Origin of the sequence: Roseitalea sp. MMSF_3546 (genome assembly GCF_030732865.1) — a bacterium.
In the GTDB taxonomy this organism is placed as follows: domain Bacteria; phylum Pseudomonadota; class Alphaproteobacteria; order Rhizobiales; family Rhizobiaceae; genus Roseitalea.
Window position 1 is genome coordinate 1 of sequence record NZ_JASHKB010000004.1, and the last position, 20,169, is coordinate 20,169.

Genomic DNA, 20,169 nt, shown 5'->3' on the forward strand with positions numbered 1-20,169 from the left:
ATCGTCGAACCAGTTTCGCCGCTGCCTCAGGACGTCCGGTCGATCCTGCTCGATGGCGTGGCCGGTCTTTTTTTCCGCGTCATACCATGACGCTTGAAAAAGCGGTGCAATCCCGCAACCGAAACCGACAGGCCGGTTTTGGCCAGCTCAACACGCAGCTCTTCAAGCGTGATGTCCTTGTTGGCTTTCCAAATGGCCAGGATATCGGCGGCCCGTTCTTCCACCCGGTGTGAGCGCATGTCGCCGCCTTGCGCCTTGGGCTTGAAGTGGCCGAACTGGCGGCGCCTACATCATCCCGGGCAGCCACAGCGTCAGTCCCGGCGCGAGGATCAGGACCGCCATCAGCAGTAGCAGCACGAAGAAATACGGCACGACCGCGCGGGCGATGCGCGTCATCGTCTCGCCGGTGATGCCCTGGATGACGAAGAGGTTGAACCCGACTGGCGGGGTCAGCTGCGCCATCTCGATGGTGACGACGAGAAAGACTCCGAACCATAGCGGATCCCAGCCTGCGCTCACCACGGCGGGAAGCGTGATGGGAAGCGTCACGACGATCATCGACATGCCGTCGAGGATGGTGCCGAGGACGAGGTACAGCACCAGGAGCAGAACCACCACGCCATAAGGCCCGAGATCGGCGCTGTCGATCAATCCGACCACGTAGGTCGGTACACCGAGATAGTTGAAGGCCACCGAAAGAAACGCGCCGCCGCTGGTGATCAGCGCCAGCATGCTCGAGGTGCGCACTGTCGCGACGGCGGCCTCGTTCAACGCTCTGAAACTGAGGTCGCGACCGAGGGCGGCGAGGCCGATGGCGCCGACCACACCGATAGCGGCGGCCTCGGTGGGGCTGGCGAAACCACCATAGAGCCCGACGATCAGCAGCAGGATCAGAGCGGTAATCGGCCCCAGCTTGCGGATGCTCCCGATCCGGTCGCTCCAGCTGAACGCGTCGCCGCCCCCGTCCCCCGTCCGGCGATAGAGCGTCAGCGCCATGGTCATCAGCGAAAAGCCGAATGCCAGCACCAGGCCGGGAACGATGCCGGCGATGAAAAGCTTCAGGATGGAGACTTCCGCCAGCACGCCGTAGACGATCATCGGCAGGCTGGGCGGAATGAGAAAACCGATCGTGCTGGCCCCGGCGAGCGAACCGACGGCGAGCGAGCGGTCATAGCCGCGCCTGTCGAGTTCGCTCAGCGTGATCCGTCCAACGGTCGCCGTCGTCGCGGCGGACGAGCCCGAGACAGCGGCAAACAGTGTCGAAGCGATGATGTTGATATGCAGCAGCCGGCCCGGCAGACGGGTCGTCCAGGGGGCGAGACCGCTGAACATGTGATCCGAGATCCGGGTGCGAAACAGCACTTCGGCCATCAGGATGAACAGGGGCAAGGCCAGAAGGTCGGTCGAGCTGACGGTGTTGAACAGGTTCTGCGCCAGCACCTTGTCGACCGGCAGTGAATGAAAATACGCCAGCCCGAAGATGCCGGTCGCCATCATCGATAGCCCGATCCAGAGGCCGCCGGCCAACAGGATCGCGAAAAGGCCGACAAGGACTGCGATTATCACGCTCATTTGCGCGCTTTCGGCTCCGGCAGTTCCTCGCCCGCCAGAAGCAGAGCGAACCGGGCGGCGAAGACACAGGCGAACAGCCCCATGCCGAGCGCGACAAAGCCTTGCGGCAGGGCAATCGGCAAGGAGAGTTCCCAGGACTTCGAACCGCGCGACAGGGAGGTGAGGCTGAGATTTGCGAGCGCCACGGTCGCGTAGCTGCTGACGGCCACTGCCAGTATCAGTACGACACCTTCGAGGACCCGTGCGGGAAATCCCCTGACAAGGCCGGACATGAGCGCGACCCGGACATGGCTGCCCGAACGCAGCGCCGGCGCCAGGCCGAGATAGAACATCGCCGACATCACGAAGGCGGCGAGTTCCCAGCTTCCCGCCAGCGAGTAGGACAGCAGATTGCGCGACAACAATTCGGCCAGAAGCACTGCGAAGATGAGCCAAAGCAGGATCGCGGAAGCGGTTTCCGCGATCCCCGTCAACAGGTTCACGCCGCGTTCGACGGCGTGAACGAAGGCGGGTCGGGTCATCACTTCCGCTCGTCGAGATAGGCGTCAAGCACCGGACCGGCCTGGGGACCGCCATTTTCGGCGAATGCCTCCCACTGCTTCTTCGCCGCGTCTTCCAGCGCGGCCGAGAATTCCGCGGTCGGGGCGGACACATTCATGCCGTTCTCGCCCAGTTCCTTCAGGCGCAGCGTATTCTCGGTCTCAGCACCTGCACGGAAATCCGGCTCCATCCGTTCGGCGATGTCGGTGATGATCTTCTGGTTCTCGGGCGAGAGCGCGTTGAACGAGTCGAGGTTCACGGCGACCACGGCGGTCGGGTTCACGTAGCTGATCGTGTTCACCGCACCCATGAACTCCCAGAACTTGCCGTCGACACCGGAGGTGGCGGACGTCGCGATACCGTCAAGTCCGCCGGAGGCGAGCGCCACGAGGGCGTCAGCCCAGGGCATCAGCACCGGCGCCGCGCCGACGTCGGCGAGGAAATCGGTGCTGGACTTGTTGGCGGTGCGGATCTTGAGCGCGTCGAGATCGGAGACGTCGGACACCGGATCCTTGGTGTAGAGCTGCGCACCCGGCCAGAATACGGAATAGAGGATCTTCTGGTTGTTGCGTTCGGCAATCTTCTCGTAGGTCGGGCTCGCCAGTTCATTCAGCTTCTTCGCATCGTCGAAACCCTGGGTCAGATAGGGCAGGCCCTGAATGGCGAAGAACGGCTCGTCACCGACCGCGGTATCCAGGTGATAATGGGCGATCGGCACGATCCCGTCGCGCACCGCGCCCAGCACTTCGGGACCCTTGAGGCCAAGCGACCCACCGGCCATGACCTCGATCACGACCTCGCCGTTGGTTTCCTCCTCGACCGCCTCGGCGAACTTCATCGCGTTCTGCGTGTCGAAGTTCCCGGCCGGGAAGTTGATATGCATCTGCCACGTGGTTTCGGCCTGCGCGGCGGTCGTGCTCAGGAGAAATGCGGCAGCTATGGCTCTGATTGTCATTGGGTGGTCCTCGCTCTGTTGGAACAACACTTGGTGGCTTCAGGTCTCGCGGTGCTGGCTTCTTTCCGAGTTTCGGGCCGGGGTTCGCGGTTCAGGGATGGTTACAACGCGTTGAAAAAGGTCTGCATGCGGTCCATCGCCATGGTGAGCCGTTCCGTGCTTTCCGATCCGAAGCACACCCGCAGCCTCCCCTCGCCGGCAGTCCCGTAGAAGGCGCCGGATTCGACCACCACGTCGGCCTCGTCCATGAGCCGGTCCGCGGCATCCTGGCTGCTCAGGCCGGTTCCGGAAATGTCGGGGAAGGCGTAGATCGTGCCCTGCGGCAACGCACAGCTGATACCCGGCATCTGGTTCAGCCGTTCCACAACGATGTTGCGCTTCCGGCGGTCCTCCTCGACCAGTTCCGACAGGACCTCGCCGGGGCCGAGCAGGGCGGCACGTCCGCCGTACTGGATGAAGGTATTTACGTGTGTCACTTCGGTGGCGACGATCTTGGCAATGGCTCGCAGCAGCGTCGGCGCGGCGGTGACGTAGCCGAGGCGCCAGCCATCCATCGCATAGGCCTTGGTGAAGGCGTACATAGAAACCGTCCGCTCCGACATGCCCGGCAGCGAGGCGATGCTGACATGGCCGGGGCCTTCGAAGACGATGTGGTCATAGACCTCGTCGGCAATCACATAGAGGTCGTGTCGCCGGACGACATCGGCCAGGCCCTCGAGTTCCTCACGCGTGTAGACCCGCCCCGTCGGATTGCAGGGATTGACGATGACGACGGCCTTGGTCCGGTCGGTGATCGCCGCCTCCACGGCGGCGGGATCGATCGAGAAATCGCCGGCCGGGTCGAGCTTCACCGGCACCGGTCGGGCGCCGGCCATCTCGATCTTGCCGAGATGCTGCGGGTAATAGGGTTCCAGCAGGATCACCTCGTCGCCATCGTCGATCAGCGCCATGAAGGCCGCGAAAGAGGCCTGGGTCAGGCCATTCGTGACGATGACGTCGTCCGGGCCGACTTCCAGGGCGTTATAGGCGCGCAGCTTTTCGGCGATCGCGGCGCGGAACGCCGGAAGGCCCGCCAGATCGCTGTAGTGCACCTCGCCGGCGCGAAGCGCGTCGACGGTCGCGTCGATGATGTGGCGGGGCGTCATTTGCGAAGGACGGCCAAGTTCCAGGTGGATCAGGTCTCGTGCCGGGTCGGTGAGCCCGACCGCCTTCGCGAACATTCCGTAGCTCTTTTTCGATGTCTGCGTTACGCGACGAGCGAGTTCAAGCATATCGCCTCTCGATGTTTGGCGGCACGGATCATTGCCGGTCCGGTTTCGACATGATAATCATCATTTGATCAAATGAGCAACTCCAAAAATGGTGCACCGAAATGGCTACGAGATGGACGATCTCATCAGGTTCGAAGTTCGAGACGCTTGCGGGTTACAGCCGGGCTGTCGTGGACGGAGAGTTCATCTTCGTCTCGGGAACCGTCGGGTACGACTTCAAGACCGGCGCGATCCCAGACGGTGCCGAGGCGCAAACCCGCCAGGCACTGGCGAATATCGCCGAGGCTCTGGACCAGGCCGGGGCAACGCTCAAAGACGTCGTGCGCGTCCGTGTTTACCTCACAAGGCGCGAAGACATCGTCCCGGTTTCCCGTATTCTGGGCGAAACCTTCAGCGACCCGCGGCCGACCAACACCACAGTGATCGTCACACTGGCCGAGGAAGAGATGCGCGTTGAACTGGAAGTCACAGCGCTGAAACGCTGAGCGCGACGCGCGCCTAACCTGCCATCCGGGCGAGCGCCGACTGCATCTCACGGCGCGTGCGGCGGATGTCCGCCTCGATTGCGTCGGCGGCGCGCCCGGCATCATGGTCGCGCAACGCGTCGACTATATCGCTATGTCCGGCGGTGTAGACCTCATGGCCATGTTTGCTGTGAACAAGTTCCAGGTGGTCCGAAAGAAGACGCATGTAGGGGCCGTACTGAAGCCACAGCGACTCGATCAGCGGCGGCAGGACGGTCGATCCCGATGCCTCGTAGATCGCGAAATGAAACGCGCGGTTTCGCATCAGCATGTCGAAGATATCACGGTGATTGCCGACCTCCGCATGGATCCGTGCGAGGCGGTCGATCTCGGCGATCGTGTCGTCATCGACGCGTTCTGCGGCAAGCTGGGTCGCCCGGCGCTCCAGCAGCACGCGGGCTTCGGTGATGTCGTCCAGCCTCTCAGCATCGACCGCCGGAACCCGGGCCGACCCATTGGTGCCGAGATCAAGGGCGCCTTCGGCGACCAGCCGGCGCAGTGCCTCGCGCGCGGGCATGTGGCTGGTGTTGAATACCTCGGAGATTGCGCCGATGGTCAGGATCTGGCTCGGATCGAAGCGCCCCACCGACAGGGCGTCACGCAGTTCACGGTAGACCGTTTCGCCGACGGTCATCCGGGACGAAACCGGCTTGAAATGCGAAAAACGTGGATTGGCGCTCATCTGCGGCCTTTGCTCGGCAATTTCGACCCTAAGAGCCTGCGCGTCCGACAAAAAAATCACATAGAACAGTTCGCCGACGAACGCCACATCGCGTTCTTCGGTGCAGGCCGATCCTCGAATCGTCGGCGCACCTCTGGATGCGCCAGCTCTTCACAGGATGACATCATTATCCGACGGTTGCGCCAATTTCAGGAAGCTGCCCCGGGCACCCTTCAAACTCGTCCTTTTAAGTCTACCCCAAACCGCAAGCGGTGTTCCGGTCACACCCTGGCGGTGCAATTCCGGTGCAGCAACTCGTCGCCGGAATCACGTCGAGCCTTTCCGAGACATCTTCGCCGATGCAATGCAGGCACCCGCCGCAGCCGCAGATCAGGCTCTGGGGCTCGATCACCTCGTCGCGCCATCTTCGGTTGCGACGCCGCATTCCCTCGATCTTGAGGAACTCGCTCCGACCGCGGACGCCCTTGCCGGGGCCATGCTGGCAGAAACGGTATCGAGTAGCTTCTGGCCGATGCGCGTAGGGGGCCGCTCGCTACGCACGATCGCGCTGAACTGAAAGGCGATTTCGGGCTGGAAACGACGGGCGCTCATTTGCGCATCGACGAACGCGCCGACCGTGAGGGGGTCGAGGATCGCCACGCCCATGCCGCGCTTGACAAAGGCGCAGGCGACGGCGGCGGTCTTCGTCTCCAGCACGACATTGGGCCGGACCTCGGCATCGGCGAAGATTTGTGCTACCCGGCCGCCCGACGGGACGCCGCGATCGAGTGCGATGAAGTTCTCGTTGTCCAGATCATTGACATCGACCTTTTCCCGATTGGCGAGCCGGTGGCCGCTCGGCATCGCGCAGAGCGCGGCCGCGCGCACCACCGGTATCTGCGTCAGCCCCTTGTGTGGGACCGGATAGGCCACAAAGCCGATCTCGCACCGATTGACGACCACATTGCGGACCACTTCCTCGAAGGAGCCGACGTCGACGCAAATATCCACATTGGGATAGCGTGCCCTGAAACCGGGCATGATGTCGGCCAGTCGCCCGAGCGCAAAGCTGGAGATCGAGGAGATACGCAACCGGTCGGTGCGAAACTCGGCGATGCCGCGGGCCACCTCGCGGATCCGATCCAGACCGGAAAAGCTGCGCTGGACTTCGGCGAAAAGCGCGTCGGCCTCGGGCGTGGGAAAAAGCTTGCCCGAACGGCGGGTAAACAGCGAAAAGCCGATATCGCCTTCCAGTTCGGCCAGATAGCGGCTCGCCGTGGGCTGCGAAGTGTTCAAGTACTCCGCTGCACGGGTCACCGAGTGGGTCAACATCAGCGCGTGGAAGACCTCGACGTGCCTCAGGCGCATTGGGATCGCTCCATATCACAATTGAATAGAACTGCCACGATTTAATATTTTTCACAATGGACCGACCTCACTACGCTCAATCCGGGATCGCGGACTGACCCAAGGGAGGACATGGTGCCATCGGTCCAGCTTTCGGAAGATCTTCCGTGTCCGCTGCGCGACGGAGTGGTGCTGCGCGCCGACGTATACCGTCCGGCCGATCGCGGTAAGTATCCTGTCCTCTTGTGCCGAACGCCCTACGACAAGAAGCGCGCCGAATACCGTGCAATCGCCGCTTGTCTGGCCGAACGCGGCTATGTCGCCGTGGTTCAGGACATTCGCGGACGCAACGCGTCCGAAGGACAATGGATGTGGCACATGTGCGCCGAGGGCCGCGCCATCGAGGCCGAGGACGGTTTTGAAGCCTGCCAATGGGCCGCCGGGCTGCGCGGTGCGGATGGCCAGGTCGGCACGTGGGGCAATTCCTATCCGTCCTGGCTGATCTGGCGGATGGCCGCCGCCCGACCGCCAGCCCTCAAAGCGATCTTCAATTCCGGTTTCGCAGCCCGGACGCTCGAGTGCACCTATGGCGTATTCGAGACGGGCATCCGGTTGCGCTGGCAGCACCATATGGCGGTTTCCTCGCGTCGTCGGTCCGGCGTCACGGGCTTCCCGCGCACCGTCGCCGAAGCAAACCACAACTGGGATCGGTTGCTGCGCGGCAGATGGATCTGGCACCTACCGCTCGACGAGGTGCCCGACGCCCTGTTTGGCCCCGACGCTGCGATGCAGAGACGGTACTGGTCCGAAATCGACCAGGAGCTGTGGGCGCTCGACGCGGATTATCCGATTGTCGAGGTGCCGACCATGACCCTCACCGGCTGGTGGGACCGGCTTAGCCAGTGCTCGTTCCATTTCACCGGGATGCGACGCGACGGACCCCCAGCGACGCGGGAGCTTCACCGATTGTCGATCGGCCCTTGGGTGCACGAGGTGGAGAGCCAGACGCCGTGGCAGGGCCCGCGCCCGCAGGCCCCGGCCGGCCGGCTCGACCTGGTCGGCGAACTGACCCGATGGTACGATCACCATTTGAAGGGTCGGGACACGCTCGATACACGCGGTCCGGTCCGGCTGTTCCTGCTCAACGAGTCCGGCTGGCGCCGGTTCGACGACTGGCCGCCGCAGGAGGCGCAGCCGACGCCGCTGTTCCTGTCGAGCGGCGGCGCGGCCAATACGCCGTCGGGCGATGGCACGCTCGTCTTCCAGCCGCCGGGCGCGCAGGCGCCCGACCGCTACGACTACGATCCCGCCGATCCTGTATTGAGTCTGGTCGGCCCGGACGGGCAGGCCGCCGCCTGCGACCAGGCGCCGCTGGCCGCGCGCCGTGACATCTTGGTTTACCAGACCCCGCCACTGACCGAGGACGTGGTGCTGGCCGGCCCGATTTCCTGCCGATTGTGGATCGCCTCGGACGCGCCCGATACCGATTTCTTCGTCCGGCTGATCGAGGTGGGCGCCGACGGCATGGCCGTCAACATCAGCCAGGGCCTGATGCGTTGCCGCTACCGGCTGGGATACGACCGGCCCGTGTCGCTGGAGCCGGACACGGCCACCACCATCGACATCGCCATGCTGCCGGTCGGTATTCGCTTCCGGCGCGGCGCGCGCATCCGCGTGGATGTGACCAGTTCGGATTTTCCCAGTTTCGACCGTAACCACAATACGGGCCGTCCCTTTCAATCCGACCCGGAGTTGCGTGTCGCCCGTCAAACGGTGTTTCACGACGTCGACCATCCGTCCCATATCGTTCTTCCGGTGCTGACCGATGGCTGACGCCGGCCCACCGCTGCTGAGCGTGCGCGACCTGCGTGTTCAGTTCGGCGGGGCCGAGGTCGTTCGCGGCGTCGATTTCGACGTTCGGCAAGGCGAGACGGTGGGTATCGTCGGCGAGAGCGGATCCGGCAAGTCGGTGACGGCGCTGTCGATCGTGCAGTTGCTGCCCTATCCCCATGCGCGGCACCGGACTGGCTCGATCCGCTTCGCCGGAACCGAACTGGTCGGCGCCGGCCCGGCCCAGATTCGCGCCGTTCGCGGCAACCGCATAGGCATGGTCTTCCAGGAGCCGATGTCCAGCCTCAACCCGCTGCTGACGATCGGCGAACAGATCGTGGAGGTACTGAGGGTCCACCGCCGCATCGACCGTCGTGCGGCGCGAGCGCGGGCGCTCGAACTGCTCGAACTCGTCGAAATTCCCGAGGCGCGGCGTCGGCTCAATGCCTATCCGTTCGAACTGTCGGGCGGCCAGGCACAGCGAGCGATGATCGCCATCGCGCTGGCCAACGAGCCGGACCTGTTGATCGCCGACGAACCGACGACGGCGCTCGACGTGACTGTCCAGGCCCAGGTTCTGGGTCTGATCGCCGGACTTCAGAAGCGTTTCGGCATGGCGCTGCTGCTGATCACGCACGATCTGCAGGTCGTCGAGAAGATGGCTCACCGCGTCTGCGTGATGTATGATGGGCGCATCGTCGAACACGGGCCGGTCGCCGAGGTCCTTCGCACACCGCGGCACGGCTACACGCGGATGCTTCTTGATGCCCGGCCGAGCGGTGGACCGGCGACCGTCGCTAAGGATGCACCCATCGTCGTCCAGGCCCGGGGCGTCGACGTGCGCTTTCCCATTCGCACCGGCCTGTTCCGTCGAGTGACGGGGTATCTGCACGCGGTCCGCAATGTGGATCTAGCGGTTAGGCGCGGCCAGACGGTGGCCGTCGTCGGCGAGAGCGGTTCGGGCAAGACAACGCTCGGCCGGGCGCTTCTCCGGCTCCAGCCGAGCGGCGGTCAGATCGTCTTCGGCGGCCGGTCAGTCGAAAGCCTTTCGCGGCAGGCGATGCGTCCGCTGCGCCGGCAGATGCAGATCGTCTTCCAGGATCCGATCGGTGCGCTCAGTCCGCGCCTGAGGGTGTCCGAGATCGTCGGTGAAGGGCTGCGCATCCACCGCTTGGGCACGCCGTCCGAGCGCGACCGCACGGTCGCTCAGGCGCTAGAGGAGGTGGGAATCGACCCGCAGACGCGCCATCGCTACCCGCATGAATTCTCGGGCGGCCAGCGCCAGCGCATCGCCATAGCCCGGGTTCTGGTCCTGCGCCCGAGTTTCATCGTCATGGACGAGCCGACCTCGGCGTTGGACCGGTCCGTGCAGGCGCAGATCGTCGATCTGCTCCGCGACCTGCAAGCCCGGCACGCGCTAGCCTATCTGTTCATCAGTCACGATCTGTCGGTCGTCAGGGCGATCGCCGACCAGGTCTTAGTCATGAAGCAGGGCGTTGTCGTCGAGCAGGGCAGCGCGAAAGACATCTTCTCCGCCCCGCGACATACCTATACGCGGGCGCTCTTCAAAGCAGCCTTCGACCTCGAAGCCGCGCGGTCGGGTGGGCCGGCTTCGTCCGAAGCGGGGTCGGCACCAGGTCCCGCGACCGCCCCAAACACGCCGACTCCGGTCGGTCGACCATGAGGATGGATATGCCATGAAACGAGATCTGCAACCTTGCCAGTTCGGGCGCCGGGCATCGGCCGCGCGCCTTGCCTCCACCGCCGGCGCGGCGCTGATCGCGGCCGCCGTGTCGGTCGGTTCCGCCCAGGGCCAGACGGTCACGCTTGCCCAGGGCGTCGACCCCGAATCACTGGATCCGGCTCTGGACACGCTGATCACCAGCGTCGGGGTGATGATGAACATCTACGATTCGCTTGTATGGCGCGATGCAGACGGAAACATCGTTCCCGGCCTTGCCGAAAGCTGGGAATTTCCCGAACCGGACCGGATGGAACTGACGCTGCGCCAGGGTGTCACCTTCCACAATGGTGAGCCGTTCAATGCCGATGATGTCGTCTTTTCCTATCAGCGCCTGTTCGACGAGGACAATCCCAGTCCGCTCCTGACATCGCTGCGCGGCTTCGTCGATTCGGTCGAGAAAGTGGACGACTACACCGTGGCGGTGAACATGCCCGGTCCGCGAGCGACCGTGGTGCCGACGCTGATCCGGGTGCCAATCCTTCCCGAGGAGACCTTCGCGGAGATCGGGCCGGACGCGTTCGGCTCGGCTCCCGTGGGCACCGGTCCATTCGAATTCGTGCGCTGGGACAAGAACCAGCAGATCGTGCTGGAACGCAACGAGGACTACTGGCGCGGGCCGGCCGCCATCGAGCGTTTCGTCGTTCGTCCGATTCCCGAGGATTTCAGCCGGTTCGCCTCGCTGCGCAACGGCGAGGTCGACATCATTGCCAATGTCACCGCCGAACGGGTCGAGGAGATAAAGGGCGATCCGGGTCTGAAGATCGGCACCGTGCCTTCGGTTCGCAACATGTTTGTCGGGATGCAGACCGCCGAGCCGCCCTTCGACGATGTGCGCGTTCGGCGCGCCCTCAACCATGCGGTCGACAAGCAGGCCCTGATCGACGTGATCATGGGTGGATTCGGACGGCAAAATGCCTCGGTCTGCACACAGACCCTATTCGGCGCCGCCGAGATGCCGCTGTTCGACTATGACGTGGACAAGGCCAGAACGCTCCTGTCCGAGGCCGGTTATGAGGACGGATTCGAGATAGAGATGCTTGGTCCGGTCGGTCGCTACACCAAAGACAAGGAGTTGCAGGAGGCGATCGCCGGAATGCTCTCGGAAGTGGGCGTGCGCGTCACCCATGTCCAGCCCGAATGGGCCGAGTTCATCCGCCTGTGGGTGGCCGAGGAATACCCGATGCATCTCATAGGCACCGGCAACCAGGTGGTCGATTGCGACCAGCATCTGGGCTACCGCATTCACGGCCCGCGCTACGGACGCTACTACCAGTCCGATGAGGTCGACGCGCTGGTCGAGGAGCAACTCCGTGAATACGACACCGAAAAGCGCAAGCAGATCCTCGCCGATATCCAGCGCGAGGTACGCGAGGACGCGCCCTGGATCTTCCTGTTCGATCTGGTCGATATCTACGGGCTGACGGCGCGTATCGACTGGCAACCGCGTCCGGACGAAATGGTCTGGGCCTACGACATCTCGGTAAGCGAGTGAACCATCGACGCCGGCGGGCCCCCATCCGCCGGCATCGCGCCGGAGACGCCCGATGCTGCGATTCCTGCTGATCCGCCTGGCCCAGATCCCGATCGTGATCGCCGTGGTCAGTCTGATCGTGTTCGTCTTTCTGAATGCGAGCGGCGATCCGGTACAGCTCCTGCTGCCTGTCGAGGCCAGCCAGGAGGACATCGCGCAAATGCGGGAGGCGCTCGGCCTCGATCGGCCGCTCCTGATCCGCTACTGGGAATTCCTGGTCAATGCCGTGCGGGGCGACTTCGGCATGTCTCTGAGGGCGCGCCGGCCGGCCATAGACATTGTGCTCGAGGCGCTGCCGGCAACGCTCGAACTGGCTGGCGCGGCGCTATTGATCGCAACGGCAATCTCGCTGCCGCTCGGCATCATGGCCGCAGTCCGCCGCAACGGCTTCATCGACGCGGCGGCTACGGTGATCTCCGTTTTGGGGCAGTCGATGCCGGTCTTCTGGCTGGGCATCATCATGATCATGGTGTTCTCGGTTCAGCTCGGCTGGCTCCCGGCCAGCGGCCGCGGGCACTGGACCGCTCTGATCATGCCCGCAGTGGCGCTGGGTTGGTACATGAATGCGCTGATGGCGCGCATGACGCGGGCCTCTATGCTCGAAGTCCTGGGCCAACCCTACATCCGTACCGCCCGGGCCAAGGGCCTGCCCGAGCACATGGTGGTGCTCAAACACGCCTTCGGCAATGCCCGCATTCCCATCGTCACCATATGGGGCCTCCAGGCCGGCGCGATGCTCACCGGGACTGTCATCACCGAGACAGTGTTCTCATGGCCCGGCATCGGTCGGGCGAGCATATACGCGCTTCAGGGGCGCGACTATCCGGTCGTTCTCGCCGCGATCGCGGTTTTCACCGTCATGTTTCTGATCATCAATCTCGTGGTCGATCTGATCTATTTCCTGCTCGACCCGCGCATTCGGCGGTCCTGATCGATGAGCGTCCTGATCCGCAATCCCAAGGCGCTGATCGGCATGGCCATCGTCGGCCTCGTCGTGTTCGCGGCGCTGTTCGCCGATCTGGTCAGCCCCTACGACCCCTACCGGCAGTCGCTGCGGGACCGCCATGTGCCGCCGCAGTTCGCCCTGAGCGAGGACGGCCACCTTCTGGGCACCGATCATGTTGGACGGGATCTTCTCAGCCGTGTCATCCACGGCGCCCGTATCGCGGTGATCGTCGGCATCGGCGCCGTCGGCGTTTCAGCTGTACTGGGCATGGCGATCGGGCTGGTGGCCGGCTTTTATGGTGGCATAGTGGGCTCCTTCCTGATGCGGGCGGCCGACATCAAGCTGGCGATGCCGATGATCCTGTTCGCCATCGCATGGATCGCCTTTTTCGGCGGCGGTCTGTTCAGCGTCATCATCGTCATCGGCCTTTGGGGCTGGGTGCCATATGCCCGCTATTCCCGCTCGGTTGTACTTACCCTTCGCGAATCGCTGTTCGTTGAGGCGAGCATCGCCATGGGGGCCAGCAACCGCACGATCATGATGCGCCATGTCGCGCCAAATCTGATTGGTCCGCTGGTCATCATCGCCACCTTGCAACTGGGCGAAGCGGTGCTGCTGGAATCGGCGTTGAGCTTCCTCGGCCTGGGCGTGCAGGCGCCCACCCCAACCTGGGGGAGCATGGTGGCCGACGGGCGCAACTACATCGACACGGCCTGGTGGACCGTCACCTTTCCCGGCCTTGCCATCACGCTGTTCGTGCTGGGCGCCAGCTTTCTGGGCGATGCGCTACGCGACTGGCTCGACCCGCGATCGGAATGAAACCGAAAAGGAACCGTCAGACCATGAAGTCGATTTATGTCCTCGTCACAATGGATGTCGAGCCCGCTCTAGCCGAAGGGTGTCGGCCGGAGGGGGCTTCGGGCCCGATGTCCTATGCCGACAGCGAACGTTTCATCGCCGGCTACGACGCCATCGCTTCCGAATTCGGCTTCCCCGTCACATACATGGTCCACCCGGAGGCGACACGTCAGCACGCGGCGCTGTTGCGGCGGTTGGCGGCGAACGGCGCCTGCCTCGGGTTGCACCTGCACCCCTGGAAGTTCGCCAGTGGCCGCTATCCGGATCATTTCGGCGCGCTGACCGGCCCGCAGCAATATGCCATCGTGTCCGAGGCTGCGGCGATCTGGATGGATGCCATTGGTCACCGACCGCCCTTTTTCCGCCCGGGCACGTTTTCGGCCAACGACATGAGTTTCGAGGTGCTGGAAACGCTCGGCTTCGAGGGCGGCTCGCTCTCGGCGCCAGGTCGCGTCTATCCGCATCTGAACGCTGTGTGGGCCGGCGCCGAGCCCGATCCCCATCGCGGCCATGCCGCGTTCCGCCAAGTGCCCGGCGAACTCGACTTCGTCAACATTCCTTTGAGCGTGGACCTGTCCGTACTGGAGGATCGTGACGGCCGGCGCTTCTTCTGGGACCTGCGGCCGGACTGGCTGGCGGCCGACTACCGGACCATCGCCACCAACATCGTCGGCCAGCTCATGATCCGCGATCCGGCGGTACCCGTCGTCCATGTAGTCACCCACAACGACAACGATTACTCCGATCCGGATGATCGCGTGTGCCGCAACTTCCGTTCCGTTCTGGACGCGGTGAACCGGGCCATCGGGGAGGCTGGCGCCAGGCCGGTCGGCGCGACTTTCGCCGACATCTGCCCACGGGTCCGCGAAACGGCCGCCCGAACCGGCCAAACGCCGCTCGCCGACGCCACCTTGTTGACCGGCTAGCTAAGGCAAGACGACGTACGCCACACAGAGAGACGGGTTGGGCTTGCCAGCCGCCACGAAACCGCAGGCCGATGGATCAACAACCGGGCCGAGTACAGCCGCCTGCCGTTGCGACGACGGGAGAGGGCGATGTTCCGGTTCCGGCGGATGCGAAGTCTGCAGAAGTTCGCCGCCGTCCATGGCACGGTGTACAATCATTTCAATCAGGAACGTCATCTCTACAGCCGATCAAACCTCAAGCGGAACCAAGCCGCCGCTCTTTGAACCGTCCCGGTTTTGCCGGAGGCTGACTTCGGTTAGTTACGCGGCCATGGGTTCGGTTTCCAGAGCTGCATGGAAGTTGGACTCGGCTTCGGCTGGCGGGATGTTCCCGATCGGTTCGAGTAGGCGGCGGTTGTTGAACCGGTCGACCCATCCAAGCGTTGCGTATTCGACGTCCTTGACGCTGCGCCACGGACCGCGGCGGCGGATGACCTTGGCCTTGAACACACCGTTGATCCGGATCTGACCGGATCGTCGGAAGGCCGCCCCGTTCATCTCTCACAAGGCCCAGTGAGCATTGCGGCTCGCTGGGGTCGAGTGGTCAAGTGCGCTCCTCAATGCACAAGCGAAGGGTCACGATCTCGTAGTTCCGCAGGGCGATACTGACATGTCCGTCTTCGATCAAAATGGGCTCCTCACCGGTCTCGAGGATACTGCATCTTGATATGGCGGACACGGATGGATGCAGCGTCAGGTCCACGCGACCGCGCGTGTTATGGGCCTCAAAAAGCCGAACGATCAGGCCGTTGCCATCTTCGGCGGGCTTCACCGTCTCGATAACGGCACGCGGGCTGTCACAGGCGACGATCGGCCCCCTGATCGCGCGGCCGCTACCAAAGCCCTTGAAGAACCGCGGCGGAAGGTTCAGTGCATAGGCCTCCTGCCGCACGGCCACGCGGGTATCGCCGACATGGGGCAGGAGCGCGTAGGTGAAACGATGCAGGCCCTGGTCGGCTATGGCGTCGGGCATCGTCGCCGACTTGATCAGCGACAGCCGCAGCACGTCGTCGCGCACGTCGTAGCCGTATTTGCAGTCGTTCAGCAGCGCCACGCCGAAATCGCCCTCGCTGAGATCGGCCCATTTCTGCGCCGGAACCTCGAACTGCGCGGCGTCCCAGCTGGTGTTGCGGTGCGTGGGCCGGTCGATCTGTCCCCATTGGATGTCGAACTCGGCCCTTGCGGCGCGGACCGCGACGGGGAAGGCCGCCTTCAGCAAGAGGTGCGTCTCGTGCCAGTCGACCTGTGTGTCAAAGTCGATCCGGGCAGAAAGGCGGGTCAGGCTGATCCGCTGGGTCAGGCGCGACTTGCGGAAGGCGCGGGTCAGCACGACCGTGCTGCGCAGGGGGCCGGTTTCGGAGATGGTCAGGCTGGTGAGACCGCCAACGACCTCGCCGCGATCCTCGAAGAAAATGTCGATGTCCCAGGCGTCCCAGCTGATGGGGCGGTCCTCGAACAGCTCCAGCTTGTTGCCAAGCGCGCCGTCCTTCAGGACCTGGCGGCGGACGCGCTTGTCGAAAACCGAGACCAGCATTCCGTGCGGCCCGATCTCGACCCGCAGCTGTGCGTTTTCCAGCACGGCCCCGCCAGCGTCGGTGCGCATGGCGGTCACACCGGCCTCGACCTTCGCCGCGGCATCGGACGACTGCAAAACGCGGGTGGCCAGCCCCGGACGTTCGGGAAGCTCAACGAGCACCCCGTCCTCCACCGCCTGACACCGCAGCGCTACACCGTCCTCGGACACCGGACCTACACCTGCCGGCAGCAGGGCCAGGCGCGGGCCGGGCAGTGGCGCGCCGTCGAGCACGAGAAACGCCGCGTCCGGCGGTGCGAGTGCCGCCACCGCCCGGTCCAGCGCCGCCTCCGCCATAACGGTCAGCGTGGCGAAATCGCGCGCGGCGTCCTCGAAGACCTGCGGGACAGAGGTGCCGGTCAGGATATCGTGGAACTGCAGCGTGCAGAGCGTCTGCCAGGCCTCGGTCAGATCGTCGGGCGCCTGCCCCGCCAGCATCGCCAGCGCCATGGCAAGCTCGGTATCGTGCAAAAGCGCCTCGGCCTTGCGGTTGGCGCGCTTGATCCAGCCATTGCCGGTCAGCACGCCGCGATGGCCTTCGAGGTAGAACTCGCCCTGCCAGACCGGCAGCGCCGGGGCCTTCTCTTCCAAGGTCTCGAAGAACCGGCGGACCGTCGAGGGCAAAAGCTGCGGCGCGCCCGGCATGTCGCGATAGACCTTGGCCTTGCGGATCAGGCCGTCAGTGGGCCCGCCGCCGCCATCGCCGTAGCCATAGGCGATCAGCATGTCCTGCACCCGGTCCTTGACCGTGTTGCGGGTCCAGGTGCCGACGACTTCCTCGGCCGTCAGGTCGGACTTGTAGTTGGTGGGGAACGGCAGGTGCTGCACCTCGCGCGGGGTCGTCAGGAACTGCGCCAGCACGCGCGAGCCGTCGATCCCCTCCCACCAGGTAGTCGAGGCGGGCATCTGGTTGTACTGGTTCCAGTTCACCTTGTTGGTCACGAACCAGCGCAGCCCGGCCTGTTTCATCAGCTGCGGCAGGCAGGCGGGGAAGCCGAAGGTGTCGGGCAGCCACAGCACCGGCGTCTCGGCGCCTTCACCGAAACGGCTGTGGCAATAGCGGCGGGCCAGCAGGATCTGGCGCACCAGCGCCTCGGGCCCGGGCATGTTGGCGTCGGGCTCCACCCACATGCCGCCCAGCACTTCCCAGCGGCCTTCGGCGACGCGGGCACGGATGGCCTCGAAGATCTCGGGGTAATCCTGCTCGGTCCAGGCATAAAGCTGCGGCTGGGAATGCGAGAAACGGAATTCGGGATGCCGTTCCATCATGCGCAGCACGTTGGAATAGGTGCGCGCGTTCTTCTGCCGGATCTGCGCGACGGGCCACAGATAGGCCACGTCCATATGGGCGTGGCCGACGCCATGCAGGGTGATGTCGAGCGGCGGGCCGGCGGTCTTCAGCCCCTGCAGCAGCCGCTCGGTGGCCGGCCCGACCGAGGCGTGAAAGCCCTCTTCCATCGGGTCGCGGGTGTCGAGCGTCAGGAACGCCGCATCCAGCGCGGTGAGGATCGCGTGCTTTTCGGGGCGATTGTCGTGGTACTCGCCGGTCAGATCCAGCGCGGTCTCGGCCAGGGTGAGGAAGCGTTGCAATTCGCGGTCGAGGTCGATCACGAAACATCGCTTGAGAAACAGGCGCGAGCGGTCGGCGGGGTCGGGCGGCCAGCCCGTCAGGCCGGTCCAACCATGCAAAAGCAACTCATGCGGCTGGCCATCGGCCAGCTCTGCCGGCAGTTCAACCGTGTGGTGGTAGCGGTCGGCCGAGGCATGCGCGCGCCCGTCGACATAGAGCAGCGCCTCGGGGTGGGTGAAGATATCACCGGCCGCCCCCAATGGCAGGTGCAGCGCCGGGTTCTGCCAGCCGCGCGGTACGGTGAAGCGCGAACGCAGCGCGAAATGCAGGTTCTGTTCGCCCCAATAGCTGTCCCAGTCCAGCAGGTCGCCCGGCGCCTTGCCCCGGCATAGCGACGTATCGGGCGTGACGGTGGCATCGCGCAGCGTTTCCAGGACGAACCGGTCGATGGGCACCCGTGCCCTGGCCACGCGCGGAGAGATCAGCCGCAGGCGCTGCGCGATCTTTTCGGCGGTCAGGCGCAGCCGGTGCGACACGTGGGGTCAGCCCTGGCTCAGCTCGAACCCGGGCACGGAGCCGCGATAGACGGTGTCCGGGCGGCGGTCGACCTCCGCCAGCTTGTCGAGCGCGGCGCGCGCGTCGTCGGCCGAGCCCCAGTCGCGGTCGAGCTCGGGCCAGGGGATCGAGTCGATCAGGAGCCGCGTATAGGCATGCTGCGGGTCGCCGATCACCTCCTTGGGCGGGCCGGCCTCGACCACGTGGCCCTTATAGAGCACCATGACGAAATCGCTGACATGGTAGGCGGTGGCCAGGTCATGGGTGATGTAGAGGATCGAGATCCCGTGCTGGTCCTTGAGATCGTGGATGTTCTTCAGGATCGTCGCACGCAGGCTGGCATCGACCATCGACACCGGCTCGTCCGCGATCAAGAGCTTGGGCGACAGCATCAGCGCGCGCGCCACGATCAGGCGCTGGCGCTGCCCGCCCGACAGTTGGTGCGGGTAGCGGTTGAGCACGGTTTCCGGCGCCAGCCCCACGGCGCGGCAGGCGTCCTCCATCGCCGCGCGGGTGTGGTCCGGACCTTCGCTGAGGCCAAAGCGCTCGAACGGGAACTTCAGCGCGTGGTTCACCCGGTAGAAGGGATTGAAACAGGCGTAAGGGTCCTGGAACACCGCCTGCACGTCCTTGCGGAAGGCCAGCTTTTCCGCCGCGTGCTGGCGATAGACGTCCTGCCCCCTGAACAGCACCTCGCCGGTGCTGGGAGCGTTGAAGCCCAGCATCAGGCTGCCCATGGTGGATTTGCCCGACCCCGACTGGCCGACGATCGAAATGATCTGCGGCACCGCCCCGTCCAGGCGGAAGCTCATCGGGTGCAGCGCGGTCACCGCGCCGTAACGCTTGGACACGCCCTTGAGCTCCAAGAGCGGCGTCGCGCTGTCCCCGCCGGCGGCCTTTGGGGCGGCGGACGGGTCCAGAAAGCTTTCGCCGCCGACCAGCGGCACCGAGGAGATCAGCTCCTTGGTATAGGGATGCCGTGGGTTTTCGATGATCTGCCGGGTCGGACCAAACTCGACCAGTTCCCCCTTTTTCAGCACCGCGATGTCGTCGACCGACTGCGCCATCAGGCCCATGTCATGCCCGATCAGGATCAGCCCCGCGCCGATCTTGGCCTGGACCTCGCGCAGGGTCTGCATGACATGGCGCTGGGTGATGACGTCGAGCGCGCTGGTGGGCTCGTCGGCGATGATGAGGTCGGGGTCGAGGCAGACGCCGATGGCGATGCAGACCCTCTGCTTCATCCCGCCCGACAGCTCGTGCGGAAAGAGCCGCCCGACAATCGTCGGGTCAAGGCCCACGCCCTCCAGCGCCGCGTCCGAGCGGCGCTGCAACTCCGCCTGGGTCACGGCCCCTTCATGGGCGATGATACCGTCCCAGATCTGGTGCTCGACCCGCATCACCGGGTTGAGCGAGTTCATCGCGCCCTGCGGGATATAGGCAATCTTGCGCAGGCGCACGCGGCGCATCTCTTCTTCGTTCAGCTTCAGGATGTCGGTCTTGCCCAGTGAATTCAGGTGGATCTCGCCCGCGCTGACAAAACCGGGGGCCGCCAGCATGCGCATCGCGGCCAGCGCCGTCGTGGTCTTGCCGGATCCGGATTCGCCGATGAAGCCGATGCGCCGGCCCTGCGGCACCGACAGCGAGACATCGGTGACGGCATGGACGACCCCGCGCGAGGTCGGAAAGTCGATGGAGACGTCTTTGATTTCGAGGACGGTCATGCG

15 protein-coding genes and 3 pseudogenes are annotated in these 20,169 nt (G+C 64.7%); 7 read left to right on the plus strand and 11 right to left on the minus strand.

Annotated features, from left to right (window positions below; all coding sequences use genetic code 11):
- From RBB34_RS04685 to RBB34_RS04705, 5 genes and pseudogenes are all read right to left on the minus strand, one after another.
- Window positions 1-248 (minus strand): annotated as a pseudogene (locus tag RBB34_RS04685) (IS630 family transposase); the annotation flags it as partial.
- Between the two features lie 37 nt (window positions 249-285).
- Window positions 286-1,572 carry a TRAP transporter large permease subunit gene (locus RBB34_RS04690; RefSeq protein WP_306118038.1) on the minus strand — a complete coding sequence of 429 codons (1,287 nt, stop codon included), beginning with the start codon at window positions 1,570-1,572 and terminating at the stop codon, window positions 286-288.
- On the minus strand, window positions 1,569-2,093 hold the full coding sequence (locus tag RBB34_RS04695; RefSeq protein WP_306118039.1) for a TRAP transporter small permease: 525 nt from the start codon (window positions 2,091-2,093) through the stop codon (window positions 1,569-1,571). Before RBB34_RS04695 ends, RBB34_RS04690 begins: the two co-directional genes overlap by 4 nt.
- Window positions 2,093-3,094 carry a TRAP transporter substrate-binding protein gene (locus RBB34_RS04700; RefSeq protein ID WP_306118040.1) on the minus strand — a complete coding sequence of 334 codons (1,002 nt, stop codon included), beginning with the start codon at window positions 3,092-3,094 and terminating at the stop codon, window positions 2,093-2,095. Before RBB34_RS04700 ends, RBB34_RS04695 begins: the two co-directional genes overlap by 1 nt.
- 74 nt (window positions 3,095-3,168) lie before the next feature.
- Window positions 3,169-4,287, minus strand: a complete 1,119-nt coding sequence (locus tag RBB34_RS04705; protein WP_306118041.1) for an aminotransferase class I/II-fold pyridoxal phosphate-dependent enzyme — start codon at window positions 4,285-4,287, stop codon at window positions 3,169-3,171.
- 152 nt (window positions 4,288-4,439) lie between these two features.
- Between RBB34_RS04705 and RBB34_RS04710 the strand changes: the two genes are divergently transcribed.
- A complete protein-coding gene (locus tag RBB34_RS04710) occupies window positions 4,440-4,823 on the plus strand; it encodes a RidA family protein (RefSeq protein WP_306118042.1) in 384 nt (127 codons plus the stop codon).
- Between the two features lie 13 nt (window positions 4,824-4,836).
- Here the strand turns inward: RBB34_RS04710 and RBB34_RS04715 are convergent, their stop codons facing one another.
- The 3 genes and pseudogenes from RBB34_RS04715 to RBB34_RS04725 all read right to left on the minus strand — a co-directional run bounded on the left by RBB34_RS04715 (window position 4,837) and on the right by RBB34_RS04725 (window position 6,891).
- Entirely contained in the window at window positions 4,837-5,631 is a 795-nt protein-coding gene (locus RBB34_RS04715; protein WP_306118043.1) for a GntR family transcriptional regulator, read from the minus strand.
- Between the two features lie 211 nt (window positions 5,632-5,842).
- Window positions 5,843-5,941, minus strand: a pseudogene (locus RBB34_RS04720) (IS66 family transposase zinc-finger binding domain-containing protein); the annotation flags it as partial.
- Window positions 5,932-6,891, minus strand: coding sequence for a LysR substrate-binding domain-containing protein (locus tag RBB34_RS04725; RefSeq protein ID WP_306118044.1), 960 nt, complete (start codon window positions 6,889-6,891; stop codon window positions 5,932-5,934). The gene RBB34_RS04725 and the pseudogene RBB34_RS04720, both read right to left, overlap by 10 nt.
- Window positions 6,892-7,002: 111 nt before the next feature.
- Between RBB34_RS04725 and RBB34_RS04730 the strand changes: the two genes are divergently transcribed.
- From RBB34_RS04730 to RBB34_RS04755, 6 genes are read left to right on the plus strand one after another with little or no spacing between them, the layout of a single operon-like run.
- Window positions 7,003-8,703: a CocE/NonD family hydrolase gene (locus RBB34_RS04730; protein ID WP_306118045.1), complete on the plus strand. Its 1,701-nt coding sequence runs from the start codon at window positions 7,003-7,005 to the stop codon at window positions 8,701-8,703.
- On the plus strand, window positions 8,696-10,384 hold the full coding sequence (locus tag RBB34_RS04735; RefSeq protein WP_306118046.1) for an ABC transporter ATP-binding protein: 1,689 nt from the start codon (window positions 8,696-8,698) through the stop codon (window positions 10,382-10,384). The genes RBB34_RS04730 and RBB34_RS04735 overlap by 8 nt, the downstream gene beginning before the upstream one ends.
- 13 nt (window positions 10,385-10,397) lie before the next feature.
- Complete coding sequence (locus tag RBB34_RS04740; RefSeq protein WP_306118047.1) at window positions 10,398-11,936, plus strand: ABC transporter substrate-binding protein; 1,539 nt, start codon at window positions 10,398-10,400, stop codon at window positions 11,934-11,936.
- Between the two features lie 52 nt (window positions 11,937-11,988).
- Complete coding sequence (locus RBB34_RS04745; protein ID WP_306118048.1) at window positions 11,989-12,906, plus strand: ABC transporter permease; 918 nt, start codon at window positions 11,989-11,991, stop codon at window positions 12,904-12,906.
- Between the two features lie 3 nt (window positions 12,907-12,909).
- A complete protein-coding gene (locus RBB34_RS04750) occupies window positions 12,910-13,740 on the plus strand; it encodes an ABC transporter permease (RefSeq protein ID WP_306118049.1) in 831 nt (276 codons plus the stop codon).
- Entirely contained in the window at window positions 13,638-14,705 is a 1,068-nt protein-coding gene (locus RBB34_RS04755; RefSeq protein WP_306118050.1) for a hypothetical protein, read from the plus strand. The genes RBB34_RS04750 and RBB34_RS04755 overlap by 103 nt, the downstream gene beginning before the upstream one ends.
- Before the next feature lie 300 nt (window positions 14,706-15,005).
- Here the strand turns inward: RBB34_RS04755 and RBB34_RS04760 are convergent.
- From RBB34_RS04760 to RBB34_RS04770, 3 genes and pseudogenes are all read right to left on the minus strand, one after another.
- Window positions 15,006-15,203 (minus strand): annotated as a pseudogene (locus RBB34_RS04760) (IS3 family transposase); the annotation flags it as partial.
- Window positions 15,204-15,288: 85 nt separating this feature from the next.
- On the minus strand, window positions 15,289-18,423 hold the full coding sequence (locus RBB34_RS04765) for a glycoside hydrolase family 38 C-terminal domain-containing protein (RefSeq protein WP_306118051.1): 3,135 nt from the start codon (window positions 18,421-18,423) through the stop codon (window positions 15,289-15,291).
- 6 nt (window positions 18,424-18,429) lie between these two features.
- A complete protein-coding gene (locus tag RBB34_RS04770) occupies window positions 18,430-20,166 on the minus strand; it encodes an ABC transporter ATP-binding protein (RefSeq protein ID WP_306118052.1) in 1,737 nt (578 codons plus the stop codon).
- Window positions 20,167-20,169 lie beyond the last annotated feature (3 nt).

Bases quoted from the DNA above. Each gene is read 5' to 3' on its own strand.
- RBB34_RS04750 (WP_306118049.1), top strand. From the start codon at position 12,910: ATGAGCGTCCTGATCCGCAATCCCAAGGCGCTGATCGGCATGGCCATC.
- RBB34_RS04690 (WP_306118038.1), bottom strand. From the start codon at position 1,572: ATGAGCGTGATAATCGCAGTCCTTGTCGGCCTTTTCGCGATCCTGTTG.
- RBB34_RS04730 (WP_306118045.1), top strand. From the start codon at position 7,003: ATGGTGCCATCGGTCCAGCTTTCGGAAGATCTTCCGTGTCCGCTGCGC.
- RBB34_RS04770 (WP_306118052.1), bottom strand. From the start codon at position 20,166: ATGACCGTCCTCGAAATCAAAGACGTCTCCATCGACTTTCCGACCTCG.
- RBB34_RS04710 (WP_306118042.1), top strand. From the start codon at position 4,440: ATGGCTACGAGATGGACGATCTCATCAGGTTCGAAGTTCGAGACGCTT.
- RBB34_RS04705 (WP_306118041.1), bottom strand. From the start codon at position 4,287: ATGTTCGCGAAGGCGGTCGGGCTCACCGACCCGGCACGAGACCTGATC.
- RBB34_RS04735 (WP_306118046.1), top strand. From the start codon at position 8,696: ATGGCTGACGCCGGCCCACCGCTGCTGAGCGTGCGCGACCTGCGTGTT.
- RBB34_RS04695 (WP_306118039.1), bottom strand. From the start codon at position 2,093: ATGACCCGACCCGCCTTCGTTCACGCCGTCGAACGCGGCGTGAACCTG.
- RBB34_RS04725 (WP_306118044.1), bottom strand. From the start codon at position 6,891: ATGCGCCTGAGGCACGTCGAGGTCTTCCACGCGCTGATGTTGACCCAC.
- RBB34_RS04740 (WP_306118047.1), top strand. From the start codon at position 10,398: ATGAAACGAGATCTGCAACCTTGCCAGTTCGGGCGCCGGGCATCGGCC.
- RBB34_RS04745 (WP_306118048.1), top strand. From the start codon at position 11,989: ATGCTGCGATTCCTGCTGATCCGCCTGGCCCAGATCCCGATCGTGATC.